The following is a 21,644-nucleotide window of genomic DNA, read 5'->3' as shown; positions in this document are numbered from 1 at the left end:
TTTGGTCGTTTCGTTTGAATGTTATTCATATTCATGGTCACCTCTAATGACATTATAAATCTGCCTCTAGAAGTGTCCTGTTTAATTAAACCATTTCATTGCCGGGTCTCGCAGTCATCGAAGCGCTCGAAGTGCCCCCAGAACAGTTTCAAATAGGCAAGAATGCTGCAAGTTCAAACTTCATAAGGCCGCATCTATAATGGGGTCTGACCCCATTGATTTCAGTTCGCCGCGCGTACCAATTAAAGATCGTAAGGCACACAACGTATTCACGCTCCTTCTGTTCAATCCTGCTAACTCGCTTGCTTTTCAATTTCCTTAGGTCTATCAATCGACCATAGTTTTTCCAATTGGTAATGCTCACGCGCCTGCGTGGTCATGGCATGGACAATAACATCACCTATATCCAATAGCACCCAATCTGCGCCGATACCGCCCTCAAGCCCTAAAGGTTTGACACCACTTTCCCCAATTTTCGCGGATACATTCTCGCATAATGAATTCAAATGACGATTGGACGTGCCGGTTACCAGAACCATGTAATCGGTGAAACTGGTTTTGTCGCGCACGTCCAAGGTTGTGATCTGTAGGCCTTTGCGTTCTTCCAATTCATCCTGGACAATTTTCAATAACTTTTCTGCTTGCATTCGTGTTCCTGGTTGTTTTATAGGTTTAATGCACAATTTGCGCTTGATATAACTTGTTTTGGCTAATGTATGCTATCACGGCATCAGGCAATAAAAATGCCGGACTGCGTCGATCTGCGAAGATTTTCCTGATCGCTGTTGCGGAAATATCGAGCTGGGTAATGGGTTGGCAATACAGTTTTCCACTTAGATGTTCTGATAGCTGTTCTCTGTCACTGGTCTGCCTGACCGCGAAAAACTCATCAAGTTGCAGCACTGAAAAGCCTGGTCTGGTCAACACGACAATATGGGCGAAATCAAATAACCGTTGCCATTGATACCAGCTTGTCAGTTGACTAAAAGCATCGCTACCGACAAACAATAGCAAAGGCTGATCTGGAAAATCCTGCCTTAAGGATTCCAAGGTCAGCACCATATAAGAAGCCCCTGCCCTGTCTATTTCGCGGGTATCAATGGTAAGGTCGGGCTGATTTGCAATCGCCAGATTTAACATCTGTACACGCATATTAGCCGTTGCATGAGGTTGACTTCTATGTGGCGGCTGCGAACTGGGAATCAACCTGACTTCTTCAAGCCCGAAGATTTCTTTGACTTCAAGTGCTGAACGAAGATGTCCGTAATGTACCGGATCGAATGTGCCACCAAAAATGCCGATCATCTATTGTGAACCACTAAAAATTCAAAAAAATCATTCTCCCTTTGCGAGAAGGTTGGGATGAGAGCTTTAGAATTAACCATTGTAAATTCCCTCACCCTATACTCTTCCTAAGATAGGAGATGTTTTAGAAGTTTGTCTATTGTCTAATATGGCCGTCACCCAGGACGATATACTTAAGCGAGGTCAGGCCTTTTAACCCGACCGGGCCACGGGCATGAAGCTTATCGGTGCTGATGCCGATTTCAGCTCCCAAGCCGTATTCAAAACCATCGGCAAAGCGGGTGGAGGCATTCACCATCACCGAACTGGAATCGACTTCCCTTAAAAAACGCCGCGCCTTGGTGTAATCCTCGGTCACAATCGCATCGGTATGGAGCGAGCCGTAATGGTTGATATGCTCGATTGCCTCATCCAAACCATTGACTATTTTGATCGAAAGGATGGGCGCTAAATATTCAGTCTGCCAATCCTCTTCTGTCGCCCTTATACACGCCGGAATCAATGAACAGGTCTTAGGGCAGCCACGCAGTTCCACGCCCTTCTCAAGATACTGTTCTGCCAGCAACGGTAACACTAAGCCAGCAATACTTTCTGCTACTAATAAGGTCTCCATCGCATTACAAACGCCATAACGATGGGTTTTAGCATTTACCGCAATGGTGATGGCCTTATCAATATCGGCATTGTCGTCGATGTATACATGGCAGATACCGTCCAGATGCTTAATGACAGGAATTGTCGCATCCTTGGAAATACGTTCGATTAGACTTTTACCACCCCTAGGTACAATTACATCAACGTATTGGTTCATCGTTATCAATTCGCCCACTGCGGCACGATCAGCCGTGGCGACGATCTGCACGGCCTCAACAGACAAACCTGCCTCGCTTAAGCCTTTACTTATACAAGCAGCAATCGCCTGATTGGAATGGATGGATTCTGAACCGCCCCTTAAAATGCAGGCATTACCGGATTTAAGGCACAAGGCGGCGGCATCGACCGTAACATTAGGGCGCGATTCATAAATTATGCCGATAACCCCCAAAGGCACACACATTTGCCCCACTTGAATGCCGGACGGACGATAACTTAGATCAGTAATTTCTCCGATTGGATCAGGCAATGCCGCGACTTGTTTTAAGCCTTCGACCATAGCCAAAATGCTTTTCGGCGTGAGCGCCAGCCGATCTAACATCGCAGCATCCAGGCCGTTCGCCTTGCCAGCCTCCAAATCCTTCTGATTTTCGCTGACCAGGATGTCAGTACTGGTTTCGATCACTGCGGCAATCTTCAATAAAGCCAGATTCTTTTTACCAGACTCGGTGCAGCTGATTTCCCGTCCGGCTTTTCTGGCCTTTACGCCCAGGTCGTTCATGTATTCTTTGATGTTCACTGCTTTATTGCTCGCTTAATAACTGCCACGGCATTATATCGGCTAAACAGGTTTTATAACAGAAGATGGTGCAGATGATGGGTTAGCGGTCTAAATCCAGCTGCGAGCTGTTATCAATTAGGGCAGCAAAGGCTTTGGAAGATATTATTCCATCTGTTGTATACGTCGGCGGTGAGGTACGAATTTCAACGTTTGACGCAGCGAATTGTTGGTCTCGTATCTCAGCACCACTCTAAAATACCAGACATACGGAATTTCGTATGCTAATTATTATGTAATACACATGCAAAGAAACAGTGAATTCTTTGATAATTTACAAGCCAATTGCTAGCTATACATCTAAACTCAACTCGCTATTTTATAACTGTTTATTAGTAAAAAAGATCAATCGGTTATTTTCGATTACAAAATTAAGGCATAGTGTTGGCAAGGTGAGCATATAATTGAGTGAGCTGAACAACAAACTAATGATATACCCAATATCACAAACAGTGCACGACAGGAGTTTTATCATGAAACACAAAATTTCATCTCGCAATTACTTAGTTTTAGCCTTACTAACAACCGTGGGCATCAATTCAAGCCTGGGTGGACCTATTAACAATATTCAAAGCGATCCTTTCCGAAATACTGCCGGGGGTTTTGGGGTGCTTTTTCAAAACGTAGGCTTCAATAATACCGGCTTTGGATACGTCTCTTTGAATCTCAACAGCAATGCCAACGACAACACTGCTTTTGGAGCATATTCACTTTCTTCAAACACAACAGGCTCTTCCAATACAGCCAATGGATCCATGGCGTTAAGAAGAAACACTACTGGCTCCGCAAACACCGCCCATGGTATCAATGCGTTATTTTCTAATACTTCTGGTAGTTACAACTCGGCTTTCGGAACAAACGCTCTTTTATCCAATACCTCCAGCGTTGGAAATACCGCTATTGGTCTTTCCGCTCTTTCCAAAAGTTCTTCTGGCAGTACAAATACAGCTATTGGATTCCAAACTCTATTAAATAAAACATCAGGTGGAAATAATCTCGCTTTAGGCCAGAGTGCCGGTAAGAGTCTAATTATTGGCAATAACAATATTTACTTAAGCAACGTAGGCGTAAGCAGTGAATCTTCAACCATACGGATTGGTAATGTAACTGACCATACTCGTACCTTTATAGCTGGAATACGTGGTAAGAAAACAGCCACCGCAAATGCTGTACCAGTAGTAATTGACAGTAATGGCCAACTTGGCACTATCAAATCTTCAGTACGTTTCAAAAAAGACATCCATGACATGAAAGATGCCAGCGCTCACTTGCTTGAGCTTCGCCCCGTCACCTACTACTACAAAGAAGCTAGTGAAGATGGCTCGAATCCATTAGAGTATGGTTTGATAGCCGAAGAAGTCGCTAAGATATATCCAGACCTAGTCGTCTACGGTCAGGATGGCAAGATTGAAACTGTGCAATATCACAAACTGACCCCAATGCTGGTCAATGAATTGAAACGGATGAACAGCTTATTACAAACAGAAAAAGATAAAAATTTAGTGCACGCACAGGAAATCGCCAACCTAAAGCAACAAATGAAAGTATTACAAACAAAAGCTGAAAGCATAGAAACATTAACATCTCGCCTTGCACGAATAGAGGCTAATCAGACGTTAGGGATGGGGAAAACTGCAATTAAAAAACTGCAAAATCCGGGCTAATTAGCTAGGGGCTGCTCTCAATTAAGATATTTTTTAATAAAATCAATGTGTTATAAAATAATTGATATTTTGAAGATTCTTTAAGTTCAATAGGTTATGGTTAATTGAGAACAGCCCGTAGTATTGCCGGAGTTGTACTTACACAGAGTTATGGGCAGCTTCGAGTTGTGTGGTGTATCTATGAATATAACCGCTCTATATTACGCCACTTATACCGTGCAAACTTGATTAGATAACCTTACCAATCATTTCACCTAACTGTATTAATTTATCCGCCTTAAACTCACTTTCCCATTGCACCTTATCTTTACCGAATAACACGATAATCGTAGAACCCATATTAAACCTACCCATTTCCTCACCTTTTATTAACGCTGTAGGTTTCTGGTCGTAATGCCAACTTTGCACGGACGGTGCGGTGGGCGGGGTAACTACGCCATGCCAGACAGTTTCAATGCTAGAGACGAAAATTGCGCCGACCAAGACCAAAGCCATTGGCCCTGCTTCGGTATCGAAGATGGCAGCAACGCGCTCATTTCTAGCAAACAGGCCGGGTACAGAACGGGTTGTCGCGGTGTTTACGCTAAACAGCTTACCTGGGATATGCACCATTTCCTTTAATGTTCCCGTAAGTGGCATGTGTAGGCGGTGGTAATCTTTAGGCGATAGGTAAATCGTGGTAAATACGCCGTCTTCAAACGGTTTGGCACGTTCGGCATCGCCACCCAGTAAATCCACAGCAGTAAAAGACATACCTTTAGCTTGAAAGATATTGCCGCCTTCAATCTTACCGGCTTGACTAACTGCGCCATCAGCAGGGCAAGCGACGGCGTTTTTTACCTGGGTTAATGGTCTGGCTTCTGGCTTTAGTTCACGGGTGAAAAAGTGATTAAAGCTTTTGTACGCATCTAGGTTTTGTTCCCGCGCCTCGTCCATATTTACGCCATAATGTTTGATAATCTGAGTGATAAACAGGTTCTTAATGGCTTTGTTTTCCGAATGCGTGATGTAGCTCAACAGCTTGGATAAGGTATGCTGAGGATAAACGTATTGCGGTAAGGTAGTTAGTGCGTCTTTAAAGTTCATGGATAACAAGGGTAGACAAGGTTTAAGGGCAATATGTTAAGTCACTTCTCCCTTGAGGGTGAAGGTTAGGATGAGGGGGAGACTTATTAAGGTATTTTTCCTTATTTATTTTCCCCTCACCCAACCCTCTCCCTTTGGAGAGGGTTTTTAGCACTTGGTGCTGAATTATTACGGCAGATTAACTAGATCCGGTGCTTTCCAATCAGGATTCTTATGCTCGGCGATCACGGTGGTGTAAATACCGCCGCGTACGTTAAACTCGGCGCGAATTCGCATGAAGTTAGGGGTGATAGCCTTGACAATATCGTCTAACATTTCATTAGTGATAGCTTCGTGAAATGCGCCACGCTCCCGAAATGACCACATATACAATTTCAGCCCTTTTAACTCCACACATAAGTCAGCCGGAACATATTCGATGATTATATTTGCAAAATCTGGCTGCCCGGTCTTTGGACACAGACAGGTAAACTCAGGAATGGTAATACGTATCGTAAAATCCCGTCCTGGCTGCGGGTTGGAGAAAGTTTCCAGGTCTTTGCTTGGTTTTGTAGTCATAATCGTTAATAATGGTCGGTCAATCTCATTCAATTAAGGCACTATTCTACCAGTAATGAAACTGGAAAAAATCAAACTTTCAGGCTTTAAGTCCTTTGTTGACCCTACCGTTATCCCTATTCGTGGTAATTTGACGGCTATCGTTGGCCCCAATGGTTGCGGCAAATCCAACATCATCGACGCGATTCGTTGGGTGATGGGCGAAAGCTCTGCCAAACATTTGCGTGGTGGCAGTATGGCGGATGTTATCTTCAATGGCTCTTCTACGCGAAAGCCCGTCAGCACTGCGTCTGTCGAGTTGGTGTTTGATAACAGCGAAGGCAAGATTGGCGGCGAATATGCCCAGTACAATCAAATCGCCATCAAACGTCAGGTTAGCCGCGACGGGCAATCCTTGTACATGCTCAATGGTGCAAGATGTCGCCGCAAAGATATTACCGATATATTTTTAGGCACGGGTTTAGGTTCTAGGAGCTATGCCATCATCGAACAAGGCACCATCTCCAGAATGGTGGAAGCCAAGCCGGAAGAATTGCGCGTGCATATTGAAGAAGCGGCGGGCATATCCAAATACAAAGAACGCCGTAGCGAAACCGAAACCCGCATGAAGCACACACGGGAAAACCTGGAACGCCTGGATGACTTACGCGATGAAGTCGATAAGCAAATCAAGCATCTACAAAAGCAAGCGGAAAAAGCCGAAAAATATACCGAACTGAAAAAGGATGAGCGTCAATTCAAGCTAGAATTGCTGGCAATGCGCTGGAATCTTTACCACCAAGCAGCCAAAGACATGGAAACCAAACTGCAAGAGGTGGCACTGGAACATAACCGTTTGTTTGAACAACTGCGCGATCTAAACACAACAATTGACACCAAACGTGGCGATTACAAACTCCAGCAGCAGGCTTTGGACAAATCTCAGGCCGATTACTACACGGCAGTTGCGGAAGTCAGCAGCCTAGAGCAAACCATCAAATATACTGAAACCAGCCACGAAGAAGCCTTACTGGAAATTAAACGCTCTCAAGAGCAGGCGGATACATCCCGTGATGAAATAGAGACTGATTTATTGTCGTTAGAAACCATCAAGCAAGCTATATTAGAAACGGAAGCCACGTTAGAAACCGCCGAAAGCAACGAAGAAGAAACAACACAAGCTTATCGAAGCTATCAGCAGAAAAAAAATACCTGGCAGGAACAATGGGAAACTTACCGTACCGAAAGTGCTAAGTACCGCGAACAAGGTGAAATTCAACGCCTAAAAATCAGCCAAATAGATAGCCAGAATCAGCAATTGCAAGCACGCATGGAAAAATTGCACGGTGAACGCAACGAGCTTTCCGCCAACGAATTTCAAAGTGCGATTGAAGTGTTGATTTCAGCCATAGACATCTTGGAAAACCAACGCAGCGGGTTTCATGAACAACTAGAACAACATCGTCAACAAATCCAAGACTTACGTGACCAGATCAAGCAATCTCAAAATGAATTGCATACGCATCGCTCCGAAATTCAACACGTTAAAGGAAAAATCACCTCATTGGAATTGTTGCAACAACATGCAATGGGCAAGGACAACAAAAAGCTAGGCGTTTGGTTAGACCAAATGGGGTTGACCAATAACCAGCGTTTAGCGGAACATTTAGAAGTTAGCCCAGGCTGGGAAAATGCGGTTGAAACGGTTTTAGGGAGCAATCTTGAAGCAATATGTACTAATAGCGCTGATCCGCTTATATCCGAGTTGCACCAACTGCATGATAGTTCGCTAACCTTATTTGAAACCGATAACAAAGTTTCCGCTGAGTCGATTGGATCAGAAATTCGTTTGATTGATATGGTGAATGCTCCCTGGAACTTAAGTCCCCTGCTTTCTAGCATTTATTGTGCTGATAGTCTTGAAACAGCCAGAAGCTTGTCATTACAGCTTAAAGCTCATGAATCGGCCATCACGCAAGATGGCAGTTGGTTTGGCCCAGGGTGGGTCAGCGTCAAGAATAACAAAGACAGTAAATCCGGCGTATTACAGCGAGAAAAGGAGTTACGCATCCTAAAACAGCGACAAGACGAACTGCATATTGCGATAGAGACAATTGAAGACCGTTTGCAAACTGCTGAGTATCGGCTGAAAGAAATGGAAACCAACCGCGAATCCATTCAACAACAACATAATTTTTTAGGCACAGAACTTTCCCAAAAACAGGCCGAAAACAGCGCCATATCAGCGCGTCTTGAGCAACAACAACGTCGCTTAGAACACATCAACAACGAACAAAACCACATCAGTGAAGAATTATCAGAAAATGCTGAAAAATTGGCGGCGGCTAAGTCATTATTAAGCGAAGCCGAAACCATAATCGTAAACCAAGAAGATAACAAACAAAGCCTGGAAAGTATGAACCAGGATTTGCAAAGCCATTTACACAATGCCGAGCAATCCGCTAACGATTCAAGACAGCAGGTTTACAGCATCAAAGCAAAAATTGAGTCCTTACGTTCATCAGAAACTTTAACTGGCAAGCAAATTGAACGCTTACAACTACAGCAACAACAAGCCTTAACACGAATAGCTGAACTTAAAGACAAGCTACAACAAACCCTAGCACCTATTGACGGTGAAAAAAGGCAGCTTGAACAACTTGCCATCAACAAACAGGCTTTAGAAGCGCAACTAAAAACGCAACGCCAGTTATTGGAAGAAATTGAAACTCAAATAACACAATTATCAGAACAGCAAATCCGTGTAGAAAGGGATTTGGAAAAACAAAAAGAAGTTTTGTATGCCCTACGTATGGAATTACAGGAAAGCATAGTTCGCCAGCAAACCGTGAACGAACAGCTTAAAGAGCTAGATGCTGATGCCGAACAAGTCATAACAACCTTGCCCGAACACGCCGAAGAACCCATTTGGAAACGCAAAGTCGATGAATTAACTGAACAAATAGAACGCTTAGGTACAATAAATCTTACGGCGATTGAAGAGTTTAAGTCCCAATCTGAGCGGATGAATTTCCTTAACGAACAACATGCCGACCTAACCGAAGCCTTGGACACTCTAGATCAAGCCATCAGCAAAATTGATAAAGAAAGTAAGCAGCGTTTTCAAGAAACTTTCGATAAAATTAACGCAGGCTTGCAGGATAAGTTCCCCAGATTATTCGGTGGCGGACAGGCTTATCTGCAATTGACTGAGGACGACCTGCTAGAATCAGGCGTAAACATCATTGCCAGGCCGCCAGGTAAGCGCAATAGCTCAATCCACTTGCTATCCGGTGGGGAAAAAGCGCTAACGGCTGTTGCATTAGTATTCTCAATTTTTGAGCTGAATCCAGCACCTTTTTGTTTGCTTGATGAAGTCGATGCGCCGCTTGATGACGCAAATGTTGTCCGATTTTCGCAAATGGTGGAAGATATGTCACAATCTGTACAATTCTTGTATATTTCCCATAACAAAGTCACTATGGAAATTGCGAAGCAGCTCGCAGGTGTTACCATGAAAGAACCCGGTGTCTCTCGAATGGTGGCGGTTGATATTGATGAAGCAGTCAGTCTGGCGGAACACTAATGGATAAAGAACTCTTAAGAATCGTCATCATAGCCACAGGCTTGCTGATCATTATCGGCATGATTTTGTGGAGCTATATCAAAGGTCGAAGTTCGGAACAAGATCCAGATGAGTTTGAAAATGAGCAAGCCATCGGCTCTTCACCTGCTGCGATTGATCCATCATTAAAAATTCACCATGAACGCGATGAATTTGACATCATTCCAATGGGATCGGCGAAGCACTCGTTCGATCAGGAAGAAGAGGATTGGGACGATGGCTTTGTTGGCGGCTTCAACAAAGACTTCGACGATGAAGATCCCGATTCGCGCCTTACTATCCCTGACATCATCCAATTTGGAGTCGTAGCCGATGCCGACGAAGGTTTTAACGGTGTTGATTTAGTGCTTGCTTTTCAAATGGTAGGACTTGAATACGGTGATTTGAAGGTGTACGAACGCATCAACAGACATGGCGATGTAGATTATGGTGTCGCTTGTATGGTCGAACCAGGCACTTTTCCAGAAGCCGAAGACTTGATGGCATTTAATTGCCCAGGTATCGTGTTTTACCTACAGCACAGAGATTTGGAAGACGCCCAAACCGTGTTTGAAGACTTTGTAGACACCATTAAAACCGTGGCAAGAGAACTCGATGGCGTTATCTGGGATCACCAACGGCAACCACTCACAGAAGCGACTATCCAAGCAATATTGTTAAGCTTGTAACGAGCCGATGCTTAGTGCTACACAACTGGAAATTCTCAGTAAATCACTGCAGTCATCACCCAGTGCACAACCAGAAAGACTAGAAACGATAGCCAAACAAACGCAAGCCAGCGATTTGGCTGATGAAGAATTGCTGGCATTCCTGCAAATCTGCAACAACTTGTACCGCAGCGGCGAGCCGCTAATTTCCGATAATGCTTATGATTCTGTTTTTCTGGCTGAATTGGAAAAACGGCATCCCGATCATCCTTACTTACACACTGTAGAAGCGGAAAAGTCATTTGCTGGTAAAACGGTCACATTACCGCAACGGATGCTGTCCACCGAAAAAGCCTATAGCAAAGAAAATATTCAAAAATGGCTAAATAATATCGAAAAAGCAGCATTGGAATTGGAGATTGACCCAGTAACCTTGTTATTCCGAGCAACACCCAAGCTGGATGGCTTTGCAGCATACGACGATGGAAAAATGCTTTACACACGTGGTGATGGCCGCAAAGGCACGGACATTACCCGCGTGTTCGAGCGCGGAATGATCGTTGGCGGCAGCGGCAAGCGTGGACTAGGTGCTGGTGAGATAGTCGTCAACCAAACGTATTTTAATGCCCATCTGGCAGACACCTTTGAAAATGCCCGTAACTTCCAGGCCAGCGTCATCAAAGAAAAAGAACTCGAACCCCATGCTTTAGAAGCCATACAAAACCATGCCGCCCTATTTTACCCTTTTTCCGAACTACCTGACTGGCAAGGTTCGAGCGCAGAATTAGCAACGGATTTTGAAGCTATCATCGCCAAAGTACACACATTGGTGGATTACGATGTCGATGGCGTGGTCTTTGAAGTCACAGATGACCGCATCAAGCATCACTTAGGCGCAACCCGCCACCATCACCGCTGGCAAATCGCTTATAAGAGCAATGCGGAGACCGCACAGGTCATTGTGTTAAAAGTCACCCCACAAACTTCACGTTCAGGTCGCGTGAACCCTGTCGCCGAACTAGAACTTACAAGGTTAAGCGGCGCGATGATCTCAAGAGCCACAGCGCACCATTACGGCATGGTGAAGGAACAAGGCATCGGTGAAGGGACACTGATCGAATTAACCCGCAGCGGTATGGTGATCCCTAAAATCGAACGGGTGATAACACCTCAGCCACCGCAGATACCCGACCATTGCCCCAGTTGCGGAAGCAACCTAGTGTGGGATGGCGATTATCTCTACTGCTTGAACACCAGCCAATGCCCCGCTCAGATAGAAAACACCATCGAACATTTTTTCAGGACGCTTGCCAATAATGACGGTTTCGGTGGAAAAACCATCGAAAAGCTCCATGCCAATGGCGTAAATTCAGTCTATGAGGTCTATCAACTTACATTAGAACAATTGATAACTATGGGATTCCGCAGCAAAGACGGCAAAAACCAAGTTGCCCAAAATCTGCTCGACCAACTCCGACGCAGCCGAACTGAAGCCATAGAAGACTGGCGTTTCCTAGGCGCGTTCGGCATTTATCGAATGGGCTTGGGTAATTGCGAACGCTTATTACAGCACCATAGATTACTGGATATTTTTTCACTAAAAATAGATGACATCATCCTCATCGAAGGGTTTGCCGAAAAAACTGCTACCGCAGTAGTCGAATGTTTGGCACTAATTAAAGGCGATTTTATGAAAATTTATCAGTTAGGATTTAACCTAATCCAAACGTCCTTGATTACCGAACAACAGGAAAAAACCAGCCAAATTGCTGGAAAAACCCTCGTTTTCACCGGCACAATGATACACGGCAAACGCGACGATATGATTAAAGAAGCGAAGCGCTTAGGTGCAAAAGTAGGCAGTGCAGTTACAGGGAAAACCGATTTATTGGTGACAGGCGCAGATGTAGGTGCCACAAAAATTGCAGCCGCTAGGGAAAATGGCGTTCTTGTAATTAGTGAAGAGGAATATTTAACATTGTTAGGATAGGGTAAATCCAGGCATCATATTATACCAATCCCAATAAGTTGTTATTTGAATCCCCTCATCCTAACCTTCTCCCACTGGCGAAGGGATAACATGTGAACTTATTGGGATTGGTATTACTATCCATATTCGTTGGAGTTGTTCTAAGCTATTGGATTTTTAGCGCGGGTGATCATAATCATTCTGGCTATTTGACGTCAAAAGTTTTATCAAAAGGAAGTTTTATGCTCATTAACTGCGTTGCCTACCAAGAAGGCAAAAAACTCAAGGACATCAACATTGAGGAAATCAGCGATTACCTGGAAATTCCCGGTTGTTTCGTCTGGGTTGCCTTACAGGATGCCGAGTTGGCAGAGTTGGAAAAAATGCGCGAAGAGTTCGATTTACATCCGCTTGCCGTTGAAGATGCCTGGCATAGCCATCAGCGTCCGAAGATAGACGAATACGGCGATTCGGTATTCGCCGTAATGCAATTGGTGAAATTGGCTGACGACGAACTCACTGTCGGCGAAGTCGCTGTTTTCGTCGGCTTAAACTTTGTTCTCTCGGTGCGTAATCGCAGCTATGATGGTTTTCTCGGAGTACGTGCGCGTTGTGAGCGTGAACCACATTTATTAACCCAAGGTGCAGGCTTCGTGTTCTATGCGCTGATGGATGCCGTCGTTGACCGTTATTTCCCCGTCTTGGATGAATTTGAAACCGAACTTGAAGATATTGAAGAGAAAATTTTCGTAAAAGGCTCGGCGCTTTCCAATATTGAACGCTTGTACGAACTTAAGCGTAAGGTCATGGTACTTAAACACGCGGTCGCCCCCTTGATGGAAAATACTGGCAAATTGTATAGAGGACGGGTGCCATTGGTCTGTACAAATTCTCAGGAATATTTTCGCGATGTCTTCGATCATCTTACCCATATCAATGCGTCGATAGACACCATACGCGACACCATAGGCACGGCGATTCAGGTCAACCTGTCGATGGTGACTATAGAAGAAAGCGAAGTCACCAAACGTCTCGCCGCCTGGGCGGGTATCTTCGCCGTTGCAACGGCGTTCGTCGGAGTCTGGGGCATGAACTTTGACACCATGCCAGAATTACGTATGAAATACGGCTATCCAGCGGCACTGTCTGCAATTGCTTTGGTGTGCGGGATTTTGTATCGCAGGTTTAAGAAGGCGGGGTGGCTTTAATTGTCGTAGTCTTAATTTGAATTGTTCTTTCAGAGATCATCATCAGTTCCTTTTAATTCGTGACCTAAAGGCCAAGGCCAACATAGTAACTTGTATGGGGGAGAGGATTCTGAAAATTGCATCAATCCATCGCTGTTCAATTGGGACGGTATCCTGATTTCCATAGTCAACACTTTGGAGAGACAATATTTTAACCGTTCTAAGAGGAACATTTAGAATATAACACACCCATTGAGCATCTGTTTCTGGGGGCTGAATGCTTAAAGTTAGCACAAGATGTAGTAAAAACAGCCAAAACATAATCCGCAGTGCCGTGCCGACACTAGTTCCATAATAACTTACAAAACGATATAAAGCAGCGACACTAAAGAAGTGGCGTTTAACAAACGGCAGTTGGTTTCGTAATGCTTCCATTTCTGCTATGGCTATATTTGGAGTTCAAAACAATCTTCAAAAAGACAACGATAAAATATTGCTTGGCTCTTAAAAGTAACATTATGCAATATGGCTTTACCTAAAAAAATAGCGTCGGAAAAGTCTACTGTTTCTTTGAAAGTCGTGTTATTTAAATCGAAATTGGTAAAGTGAGATCTGCGTAAATAGACTGGAAATTCAATTGTATTTGGCAACTTAATTTCTGTAGGAAAAACAAAACCATCCCAGTTTCCGTCTTTTTGATCCAGCAACAAATCAAAGGCAGATTGGAATTGAGGTTTTGGTAGCAGCTCTTCATCCAGCTTTCGATTACATCCGTGGTGAAATACACAATAATCACCATCGTCGGTTTTTCTTTGGCAAGAAAGCCCCACCGGGCTTTTGTATCCACAGACTTTTATATTTGTTTCGTCAGTCATTTTTTAAACTATTAAGACAGGTGTGGGCTTGACGTTGTTATTCCAGCATTAAGTTTATATTTAAAAATCAATATGATATAAGTAATTTGTACTACAGAATACATAATTGAAAGACGAAAAACATCATTAACTTTATTATACACATCAACTGAAAAATTCTGTTTCCGCATTCGGTGAAACCAATTAAGAGGTAAGGCATTGACTGACCATATCGACAAGGAAACCCGCTCCCGGATTATGTCGGCTGTCCGAAGCCATGGGACACGCCCTGAAAAACAGGTGCGCTCTGCACTGCATCGGCAAGGTTTCCGATTCCGGTTGCAGATTAAGCAATTGCCTGGGACTCCCGACTTGGTTTTACGTAAATACAAGGCGGTAATCTTTATCAATGGTTGTTTCTGGCATCAACACCAGAACTGTAAGGCTGCACATATCCCAAAAACCCGCAGCGAATTTTGGCAAAAAAAATTTACCCGCAATGTGGTGCGTGACCAAAAAGTATTGTACCAACTGAAAATACTGGGATGGCGTGCAGCAATCATCTGGGAATGCAGCCTAACTAAAAAACAGCAAGAGAACACATTAAAGCGTTTGTCGCTATGGCTTGGATGGGGAGGAGAATATCTTGAAATTCCTGTATATGATGAATTTAGTGAACAGTAATCAGCCAAAATCGATCCAAAACCATGCATATGCGGGATGGCGATGACAAGCCCAGCTTACAATGGCTAAAAGCTTGACTTGACTGACTGTTCTGCACTTTGTATTTTGTAGCGAAACGTTACTTTGCGTAATTTTTTTGAACATGACACCACTCTACTTAGCCAAGTAGTAATGGCTGCCCGTTAACTGCGATGGTTGCACGGGACACCATGGCTGCTGAAAACAGTGGGCAAAAAACCTGCCCACCCAAAACTAATAGATAATATTCCGCACAAAATAAACTTGATTTAACGTACGATATAACGTACCATTACGCAGTATTGATTACTTAAATTTAGGTAAAAATCATGCAAACATTATCTGCCAGCGCCGCCCGCACTAATCTTTATCGCTTAATAGACGAGGCGAGTAGTTCGCATCAGCCCTTGGTAATTACTGGCAAGCGCGGTAACGCGGTGTTAATTTCGCAAGAAGATTGGTCTGCCATTCAAGAAACTTTGTTTTTGGTGTCAATTCCAAATATGCGTGAATCGATTCGTGAAGGCTTAAATACACCTGCAAGCGGGCTTTCAAACCAGTTAGATTGGTAAGGCAATGCCGCAATACCAACTGCTTTACACCAAAGCAGCGCAAAAAGATGCCACAAATTTAAACGCGGTTGGGCTTAAAGATAAGTCTTTACAGTTGTTAGAAATCATCGCAGAAAATCCATTTCAAAATCCACCGCCTTATGAAAAGCTAATAGGCGATTTAGTTGGCGCGTATTCTCGCCGAATTAACATTCAATATAGATTAGTGTACCAAGTTTTAGAAGATGAAAAAATCGTGAAAGTGCTAAGATTGTGGACGCATTATGAGTAAGTATTTTGCCTAACACGTGCCGTAGATATTGATTATCAAAATAGAGAAAGAAGCCATGCACCCCGTCATAGAAAAAGTCACCCAAGAAGTCATTGAGCGCAGCGATAAAACCCGCTCCGCTTACCTTAAGTATATAGATGGCATCGCCAAAAACGGCCCGATACGCTCAGGCATGGGCTGTGGCAATTTGGCGCACGGCTTTGCGGCCTGTAGCCCCGGTGAAAAAGCCGACTTAAGGGGCAGTCAAAAAGCCAATATCGCCATTATCACCTCCTACAACGACATGTTGTCGGCACACCAACCTTACAAAGATGCGCCTGATTTAATCAAGGCCGCGATCAAGGAAGCAGGTGGTGTTGCCCAGGTTGCGGGTGGTGTACCTGCTATGTGCGACGGGATTACCCAAGGCCAGCCAGGTATGGAATTGTCCCTGTTCAGCCGCGACTTGATCGCCATGACCACGGCCATCGGCATGAGCCATAACATGTTTGATGGGGCATTATATTTGGGTGTGTGCGACAAGATCGTACCGGGTCTGCTGATCGGCGCACTCAGCTTTGGTCATTTACCCGCCGTATTCGTACCAGCAGGTCCGATGCCCAGCGGCATCACCAACAAAGAAAAAGCCCGTGCAAGGCAAGCCTACGCCATTGGCAAAATTGGCAGGGAAGAATTGCTGGCAGCGGAATCAGCATCTTACCATAGCCCCGGCACCTGCACCTTTTACGGCACGGCCAACAGCAACCAGATGATAATGGAAATCATGGGCTTGCATTTGCCCGGCAGTTCTTTCGTCAATCCTTACACGCCATTACGTGATGAACTGACCAAAGCGGCAGCAAAACAAGTGTTGAAATTTACCGCTTTAGGCAATGATTACCGCCCCATTGCACACATGGTCTCCGAAAAGGCCATCATCAATGCCGTCATCGGCTTATTGGCGACGGGCGGCTCAACCAACCACACCATGCACTTAATCGCAATTGCCCGTGCATCCGGTATCGTCCTCAATTGGGATGATTTCGACCGCTTATCCAGGGCAGTGCCTTTGATTGCAAAAATCTACCCCAACGGTCCTGCAGACGTTAACCACTTCCACGCAGCAGGCGGTATGGGCGTGTTGATTGCTGAATTGTTGAAGAACGGCTTGTTACATGAGGATATTCTGACCGTTGCCGATAAATGCGGCATGAACAATTACACACAAGAACCTAAATTGATTGAAGATAAGCTGGTCTGGCAACCTGTCCCTACGGCATCGTTGGATAAGGCAGTACTCACCACCGTTGCCGAAGCCTTTGCAACGGGTGGCGGCCTACATGTAATGCACGGAAACTTGGGGCGTGGTATATCCAAACTATCTGCGGTAAGCGAAGACCACCAGATTGTGGAAGCGCCCGCTGTAGTATTCGACGACCAGGAAGATTTTCTGGCGGCCTTTAAGCGCGGTGAACTGGAGAAAGATTTTATCGCGGTACTCCGCTTTCAGGGCCCGCGCTCCAACGGGATGCCAGAACTTCATAAGCTGACTCCACCACTTGGCGTTTTGCAGGACAGGGGTTTTAAGGTGGCGCTGGTCACTGATGGCCGGATGTCCGGCGCATCAGGGAAAGTGCCGTCAGTCATCCATCTCTGCCCTGAGTGCGAAGTCGGCGGCCCCTTGGCTAAGGTGCGTAATGGTGACACCATTGCCTTAAATTTGCAGACGGGTGATTGTAATGCGCTAGTTGACGAAGCCGAATTCAACGCCCGTGTGCCGTGGCCTAATTCCGCCAAAAACCACCATTACGGCATGGGACGAGAGATGTTTGGTGGTTTTAGGCTGGGGGCTTCGTCTGCTGAAACGGGGGCATCTAACCTGTTTGCAGTCGATTAATTAAATGCAGGTTGGGTTAGGTTAGAGACTTTGAAAGAATTAAATATTAGGGTGCAAACCTAGGTTTGCACCCCAACTAAATTGTTAAAGCCAAAGTCATATGAAAACACAAATACAGTTTTCAGTGATTTTTTACAAAACTTTCACAGCCTCGGTAGCAACCCAATATTTCCTAACCTGTTTGTCGGGTTACGCTACACTAACCCGACCTACAAAAACTTTAACTTTTAATTCATGAACAAAAACAACTGGAAAATCCAACCAAAAGACGTTTTAACCGCCTGCCCTGTCATGCCAGTCATGGTTATCCAAAACCTCGACGATGCTGTGCCTTTAGCAAGGGCACTGGTTGCAGGAGGCATTAAAGTATTGGAAATCACACTGCGTACGCCGATAGCGTTGGAGGCCATTAAGCTAATAAGCGAACAGGTCAAAGATGCCATAGTGGGTGTTGGCACTATTTCCAATCCTCAGCAATTACTGGCAGCAGAAGAGGCAGGCGCAGTATTTGCGATCAGCCCAGGCATTACCCATACCCTGTTAAGTGCCGCAAACAAAGGCAAAATTTCACTAATACCAGGCATTGCCACCTTATCGGAACTGATGCTAGGTATGGAGTATGGTCTCGATCACTTCAAGTTCTTTCCAGCCGAAGCAGCAGGTGGAATCCCCATGCTAAAAGCCATTGCAGGGCCATTCCCGCAAGCCACTTTTTGCCCTACTGGCGGCATTTCTCCTGGAAATTATAATGAATATCTACAATTACCTAATGTGGCTTGCGTTGGTGGTTCCTGGCTTGCACCACAGGCTGTCGTTGACGAAAAAAACTGGGCAAAAGTCACCGAACTGGCACAAAAAGCTATCGCCGATGTGATTCGTGTTTAGCTTTTTCCGAGCATTATGGTAATCTAAAAACTTATTCAAGACTGAGAGCGCATCCATGACCGATCCCCACAGCCTTACATTGACTGACGACAATAAGCCCGTATGTGAATTGCCCGTATTATCCGGCAGCACAGGGCCTGATGTATTGGATGTGCAAACCCTGTACAAACAAACAGGCATGTTCACTTTTGATCCAGGCTTCACGTCCACTGCTAGTTGCCGCTCGGCTATCACTTTTATCGACGGTGAAGCTGGTGTACTGCTATATCGGGGCTATCCTATAGAGCAGCTTGCGGAACGCTGCACCTTCCTCGAAGTCTGCTACCTGTTGTTGCATGGCGAACTGCCCAACAATACCGAATTACCTGAGTTTGAACATCAAGTTACCATGCACACCATGGTGCATGACCAGGTAAATCTTTTCTTTAGGGGCTTTCGCCGTGACGCCCATCCGATGGCAATCATGGTTGGCGTGGTCGGTGCGCTATCGGCGTTTTATCACGATGCGATGGACATCCGCTCCAAGGTAGACCGTAACATTTGTGCCATTCGCCTTATTGCCAAAGTGCCGACCATTGTCGCTATGTGTCATAAATACAGCACCGGATCGCCTTTCATGTATCCGCAAAACAAGTTGAATTATGTCGAAAACTTCATGCGAATGATGTCGGCAACACCTTGTGAAGAGTTCGTACCGAATCCAGTGCTGGTAAGGGCGTTGGACAGGATATTGATTCTACATGCCGACCACGAGCAGAACGCATCGACCTCTACCGTACGCCTGGCAGGTTCCAGCGGCGCTAACCCGTTTGCCTGTATTACCGCCGGAATCGCCTGTTTATGGGGCGCGGCGCATGGCGGTGCAAATGAGGCCGTGCTGAATATGTTGATTGAAATTGATAATGTGTCGCGGATTGGGCAATATATCGAAAAAGCAAAAGATAAAAATGACCCGTTCCGCTTGATGGGCTTTGGTCATCGAGTCTACAAAAACCATGATCCCCGCGCCAAATTAATGCGTGAAACTTGCCATGAAGTCCTTACCGAACTGGGCTTACACGATGACAAAATGTTCAAACTGGCGTTGGAATTGGAGCGGATTGCGCTGGAAGACGACTACTTTATCGCCAAGAAACTTTATCCCAACGTCGATTATTACTCCGGAATTGTCCTACACGCCTTAGGTATCCCCAGCAAAATGTTCACCGCCATTTTTGCGATGGGGCGAACTATCGGATGGGTAGCTCATTGGGATGAAATGATTTCAGATCCCGACCAAAAAATCGGACGGCCACGGCAATTGTATACTGGGCAAACACGTAGAGACGTACCGCTGAATCGTTAGTGCCGTTGGAAATTTGAATCCATGGCACTCGATGCAATCTTTGAAGTTGTTGTTCGCATCATCGCAGAGCCTGTCGTCGAAGTATTATTTGTTGGTGTTTTTTATTGGCCTGGATGGATTATTCTTCGTGTGCTTACATTGGGACGCTATCCTCCGTCCCAATCAGATAAACACAACCGCGAGTTTGTCTCAATAGTGAGAGGCCCTTATTACTCTGATAGCAGGTGTGACAGTACATTATTAGAATTCTTTCGTATGAAAGATTACCCTTTTTAGCCGTCGGGCGAAACCATTTCAAGTCTTTCCAGTTACGGATACGTGGCATTTAGGGTGCTGTGCCTATTCGTCCGTAAATATACGCTAAGATCAATACGGTTGGCCTAAAATTAAGAGATAAAGCTACTTATCAACAAACTGTAATTCTAATTAATTCTTCCAAAATACCAGCACCTTTTTTATGGCCTCGCTGGTCTCAGCCTGACGGCGAGAGACTGCTGAATCCAACATTTTGATGGCCATTTCACGTGTTAACTCATTAAAATTTAGCAACAATCGGGCTAACCGTAATGCACGGCTATCGTCATCTTCTGCTTTGAAGGCTGCGAACAGGCATCCGGCTAATTGCTCAGATAAAGGCAAATTGAATTGTTCAAGTAAGCTTGCCCTGGATTCGGCATCAAGCAATGCGTAATTTGCCATATCGTCTGCCAGCTTAAGCGAAGCTGCATCGGGCGGGGACTGGTACAAAACCAATGTCGCATCGTCATTCGTAAAGACAGCGGCCTCTTTAACAAACTCCGCAACAGTTTCCTGGTTAACTGCTCCCCGCCTTAAAAATTGAGCCAATTGGGTTTCATCCACCCCATCTGTAAAACACGCTACAACCATAAAGGGTTTTAGGGTTACAGTAAAATGGTCAGTGTGTAATAGCCCTGGCTGCCCCAGTGCCTGGGTCAAGCCTTTATCGAAGATAGGCATGCCATCCTGCATTACCGTCTTGCCATTCATCATTCGTACCACACTTTTCCGGTGTGGCTCAGTTAACAGTGTTATTTCTCCCGATAAATCTAACGTCAGGCAAAGCGAATCCCCAGCATAAATGCCCCATACAGAATTTCCAGAAATAATCGCCAAAACTAATGTACATAGCCCGTCCGAATTGTAGGTCTGCTTGACTGCATCTTGTGCGGATTGCGCCCACTTATCCGCTAACAGCGCGGGGCTGCTCCAATCATTTTCCTGGGAACAGGCATCAATAACGGTCACAACTGCGAGCCCTGCTGCTTTATCACTATACCTGCTAGAAGAAACCCCATCGCATACGCAGATTACGGTATGGGTGTCGGACGACCAGAATGCCCCTCGGTCACTGTTTTTTACAGAAATAGGCCCTTGCTGGGTAGATTGGTAAAGTTGCTCATTAGTCTCTGGCATTGATGAATCCTTTGTCGGTTATGGGATAAATTGTTAGGGTTGAGATTATGATAAACTCAGCATTCGATAGTTGTTCAATGACAGTAAATTGCCTACCAGCGTAGGATGCAGCCACATGACACATCATCATGCGGCAACCACAATCAGGGTATTGTGTAATGGTCAATATAAACCGGACACTTTTTTAGACAGCCTTCTTATAAAAATCCCGCTCAAACTGCAACGGGGATTGATAGCCTAACTTTGAATGCGA

20 protein-coding genes are annotated in these 21,644 nt (G+C 45.0%); 12 read left to right on the top strand and 8 right to left on the bottom strand.

The features are described from left to right. Nucleotides 1–293: 293 nt before the first annotated feature. The 3 genes from rsfS to ABL924_RS13270 form a co-directional block, all read right to left on the bottom strand. Nucleotides 294–647, bottom strand: a complete 354-nt coding sequence (gene rsfS, locus ABL924_RS13280) for a ribosome silencing factor (protein ID WP_349027575.1) — start codon at nt 645–647, stop codon at nt 294–296. Between the two features lie 25 nt (nt 648–672). After that, complete coding sequence (gene nadD / locus ABL924_RS13275) at nt 673–1,305, bottom strand: nicotinate-nucleotide adenylyltransferase (RefSeq protein WP_349027574.1); 633 nt, start codon at nt 1,303–1,305, stop codon at nt 673–675. A 136-nt stretch (nt 1,306–1,441) separates the two neighbouring features. After that, a complete protein-coding gene (locus ABL924_RS13270) occupies nt 1,442–2,680 on the bottom strand; it encodes a glutamate-5-semialdehyde dehydrogenase (protein ID WP_349027577.1) in 1,239 nt (412 codons plus the stop codon). A gap of 530 nt (nt 2,681–3,210) precedes the next feature. Here ABL924_RS13270 and ABL924_RS13265 point away from each other — a divergent pair. Beyond that, entirely contained in the window at nt 3,211–4,401 is a 1,191-nt protein-coding gene (locus ABL924_RS13265; RefSeq protein WP_349027573.1) for a tail fiber domain-containing protein, read from the top strand. A gap of 228 nt (nt 4,402–4,629) precedes the next feature. On the opposite strand, the gene asd is transcribed toward ABL924_RS13265, so the two are convergent. Together asd and queF are read right to left on the bottom strand one after the other, a co-directional pair. Beyond that, the gene (asd, locus tag ABL924_RS13260) at nt 4,630–5,487 is read right to left on the bottom strand and encodes an archaetidylserine decarboxylase (RefSeq protein WP_349027572.1); all 858 of its coding nucleotides are present in this window, start codon (nt 5,485–5,487) and stop codon (nt 4,630–4,632) included. Between the two features lie 168 nt (nt 5,488–5,655). Next, a complete protein-coding gene (queF, locus tag ABL924_RS13255; RefSeq protein WP_349027571.1) occupies nt 5,656–6,045 on the bottom strand; it encodes a preQ(1) synthase in 390 nt (129 codons plus the stop codon). A gap of 55 nt (nt 6,046–6,100) precedes the next feature. Here queF and smc point away from each other — a divergent pair, with 55 nt between their 5' ends. The 4 genes from smc (at nt 6,101) to corA (ending at nt 13,473) form a co-directional block, all read left to right on the top strand. Further along, entirely contained in the window at nt 6,101–9,610 is a 3,510-nt protein-coding gene (gene smc, locus ABL924_RS13250; protein WP_349027570.1) for a chromosome segregation protein SMC, read from the top strand. Next, nucleotides 9,610–10,317, top strand: coding sequence for a cell division protein ZipA C-terminal FtsZ-binding domain-containing protein (locus tag ABL924_RS13245; protein WP_349027569.1), 708 nt, complete (start codon nt 9,610–9,612; stop codon nt 10,315–10,317). Before smc ends, ABL924_RS13245 begins: the two co-directional genes overlap by 1 nt. Nucleotides 10,318–10,324: 7 nt before the next feature. Further along, nucleotides 10,325–12,286, top strand: a complete 1,962-nt coding sequence (locus tag ABL924_RS13240) for a DNA ligase (protein WP_349027568.1) — start codon at nt 10,325–10,327, stop codon at nt 12,284–12,286. A 221-nt stretch (nt 12,287–12,507) separates the two neighbouring features. Then, nucleotides 12,508–13,473, top strand: coding sequence for a magnesium/cobalt transporter CorA (gene corA, locus ABL924_RS13235; RefSeq protein WP_349027567.1), 966 nt, complete (start codon nt 12,508–12,510; stop codon nt 13,471–13,473). Between the two features lie 42 nt (nt 13,474–13,515). Here corA and ABL924_RS13230 read toward each other — a convergent pair whose 3' ends face one another. Beyond that, nucleotides 13,516–13,887: a hypothetical protein gene (locus ABL924_RS13230; RefSeq protein WP_349027566.1), complete on the bottom strand. Its 372-nt coding sequence runs from the start codon at nt 13,885–13,887 to the stop codon at nt 13,516–13,518. Between the two features lie 11 nt (nt 13,888–13,898). Next, a complete protein-coding gene (locus ABL924_RS13225) occupies nt 13,899–14,327 on the bottom strand; it encodes a pentapeptide repeat-containing protein (protein WP_349027565.1) in 429 nt (142 codons plus the stop codon). Between the two features lie 198 nt (nt 14,328–14,525). Between ABL924_RS13225 and vsr the strand changes: the two genes are divergently transcribed. The 6 genes from vsr (at nt 14,526) to gltA (ending at nt 19,957) form a co-directional block, all read left to right on the top strand. Continuing rightward, nucleotides 14,526–14,990 (top strand): DNA mismatch endonuclease Vsr, encoded by a 465-nt coding sequence (gene vsr, locus ABL924_RS13220; RefSeq protein WP_349027564.1) that lies wholly within the window; start codon nt 14,526–14,528, stop codon nt 14,988–14,990. Nucleotides 14,991–15,337: 347 nt separating this feature from the next. Next, entirely contained in the window at nt 15,338–15,580 is a 243-nt protein-coding gene (locus ABL924_RS13215) for a type II toxin-antitoxin system Phd/YefM family antitoxin (protein ID WP_349027563.1), read from the top strand. Between the two features lie 4 nt (nt 15,581–15,584). Continuing rightward, nucleotides 15,585–15,851 (top strand): Txe/YoeB family addiction module toxin, encoded by a 267-nt coding sequence (locus tag ABL924_RS13210; protein ID WP_349027562.1) that lies wholly within the window; start codon nt 15,585–15,587, stop codon nt 15,849–15,851. Between the two features lie 55 nt (nt 15,852–15,906). After that, complete coding sequence (edd, locus tag ABL924_RS13205; RefSeq protein WP_349027576.1) at nt 15,907–17,727, top strand: phosphogluconate dehydratase; 1,821 nt, start codon at nt 15,907–15,909, stop codon at nt 17,725–17,727. Between the two features lie 234 nt (nt 17,728–17,961). Further along, a complete protein-coding gene (locus tag ABL924_RS13200) occupies nt 17,962–18,612 on the top strand; it encodes a bifunctional 4-hydroxy-2-oxoglutarate aldolase/2-dehydro-3-deoxy-phosphogluconate aldolase (protein WP_349027561.1) in 651 nt (216 codons plus the stop codon). Between the two features lie 55 nt (nt 18,613–18,667). Next, complete coding sequence (gltA, locus tag ABL924_RS13195; RefSeq protein WP_349027560.1) at nt 18,668–19,957, top strand: citrate synthase; 1,290 nt, start codon at nt 18,668–18,670, stop codon at nt 19,955–19,957. A gap of 426 nt (nt 19,958–20,383) precedes the next feature. Here the strand turns inward: gltA and ABL924_RS13190 are convergent, their stop codons facing one another. Continuing rightward, nucleotides 20,384–21,391 carry a protein phosphatase 2C domain-containing protein gene (locus ABL924_RS13190; protein WP_349027559.1) on the bottom strand — a complete coding sequence of 336 codons (1,008 nt, stop codon included), beginning with the start codon at nt 21,389–21,391 and terminating at the stop codon, nt 20,384–20,386. A 115-nt stretch (nt 21,392–21,506) separates the two neighbouring features. Here ABL924_RS13190 and ABL924_RS13185 point away from each other — a divergent pair, with 115 nt between their 5' ends. Beyond that, nucleotides 21,507–21,632: a hypothetical protein gene (locus ABL924_RS13185; RefSeq protein ID WP_349027558.1), complete on the top strand. Its 126-nt coding sequence runs from the start codon at nt 21,507–21,509 to the stop codon at nt 21,630–21,632. Nucleotides 21,633–21,644: the final 12 nt, after the last annotated feature.

It is taken from the genome of Methyloglobulus sp. (assembly GCF_040079455.1).
Lineage (GTDB): Bacteria > Pseudomonadota > Gammaproteobacteria > Methylococcales > Methylomonadaceae > Methyloglobulus.
Note: the sequence above shows the minus strand (reverse complement) of the source record. Positions and strands in the feature narration are given on the sequence as shown.

Coding starts and splice junctions, on each gene's coding strand:
- rsfS (WP_349027575.1), bottom strand. CDS start 647: ATGCAAGCAGAAAAGTTATTGAAAATTGTCCAGGATGAATTGGAAGAA.
- nadD (WP_349027574.1), bottom strand. CDS start 1,305: ATGATCGGCATTTTTGGTGGCACATTCGATCCGGTACATTACGGACAT.
- ABL924_RS13270 (WP_349027577.1), bottom strand. CDS start 2,680: ATGAACGACCTGGGCGTAAAGGCCAGAAAAGCCGGACGGGAAATCAGC.
- ABL924_RS13265 (WP_349027573.1), top strand. CDS start 3,211: ATGAAACACAAAATTTCATCTCGCAATTACTTAGTTTTAGCCTTACTA.
- asd (WP_349027572.1), bottom strand. CDS start 5,487: ATGAACTTTAAAGACGCACTAACTACCTTACCGCAATACGTTTATCCT.
- queF (WP_349027571.1), bottom strand. CDS start 6,045: ATGACTACAAAACCAAGCAAAGACCTGGAAACTTTCTCCAACCCGCAG.
- smc (WP_349027570.1), top strand. CDS start 6,101: ATGAAACTGGAAAAAATCAAACTTTCAGGCTTTAAGTCCTTTGTTGAC.
- ABL924_RS13245 (WP_349027569.1), top strand. CDS start 9,610: ATGGATAAAGAACTCTTAAGAATCGTCATCATAGCCACAGGCTTGCTG.
- ABL924_RS13240 (WP_349027568.1), top strand. CDS start 10,325: ATGCTTAGTGCTACACAACTGGAAATTCTCAGTAAATCACTGCAGTCA.
- corA (WP_349027567.1), top strand. CDS start 12,508: ATGCTCATTAACTGCGTTGCCTACCAAGAAGGCAAAAAACTCAAGGAC.
- ABL924_RS13230 (WP_349027566.1), bottom strand. CDS start 13,887: ATGGAAGCATTACGAAACCAACTGCCGTTTGTTAAACGCCACTTCTTT.
- ABL924_RS13225 (WP_349027565.1), bottom strand. CDS start 14,327: ATGACTGACGAAACAAATATAAAAGTCTGTGGATACAAAAGCCCGGTG.
- ABL924_RS13215 (WP_349027563.1), top strand. CDS start 15,338: ATGCAAACATTATCTGCCAGCGCCGCCCGCACTAATCTTTATCGCTTA.
- ABL924_RS13210 (WP_349027562.1), top strand. CDS start 15,585: ATGCCGCAATACCAACTGCTTTACACCAAAGCAGCGCAAAAAGATGCC.
- edd (WP_349027576.1), top strand. CDS start 15,907: ATGCACCCCGTCATAGAAAAAGTCACCCAAGAAGTCATTGAGCGCAGC.
- ABL924_RS13200 (WP_349027561.1), top strand. CDS start 17,962: ATGAACAAAAACAACTGGAAAATCCAACCAAAAGACGTTTTAACCGCC.
- gltA (WP_349027560.1), top strand. CDS start 18,668: ATGACCGATCCCCACAGCCTTACATTGACTGACGACAATAAGCCCGTA.
- ABL924_RS13190 (WP_349027559.1), bottom strand. CDS start 21,391: ATGCCAGAGACTAATGAGCAACTTTACCAATCTACCCAGCAAGGGCCT.
- ABL924_RS13185 (WP_349027558.1), top strand. CDS start 21,507: ATGACACATCATCATGCGGCAACCACAATCAGGGTATTGTGTAATGGT.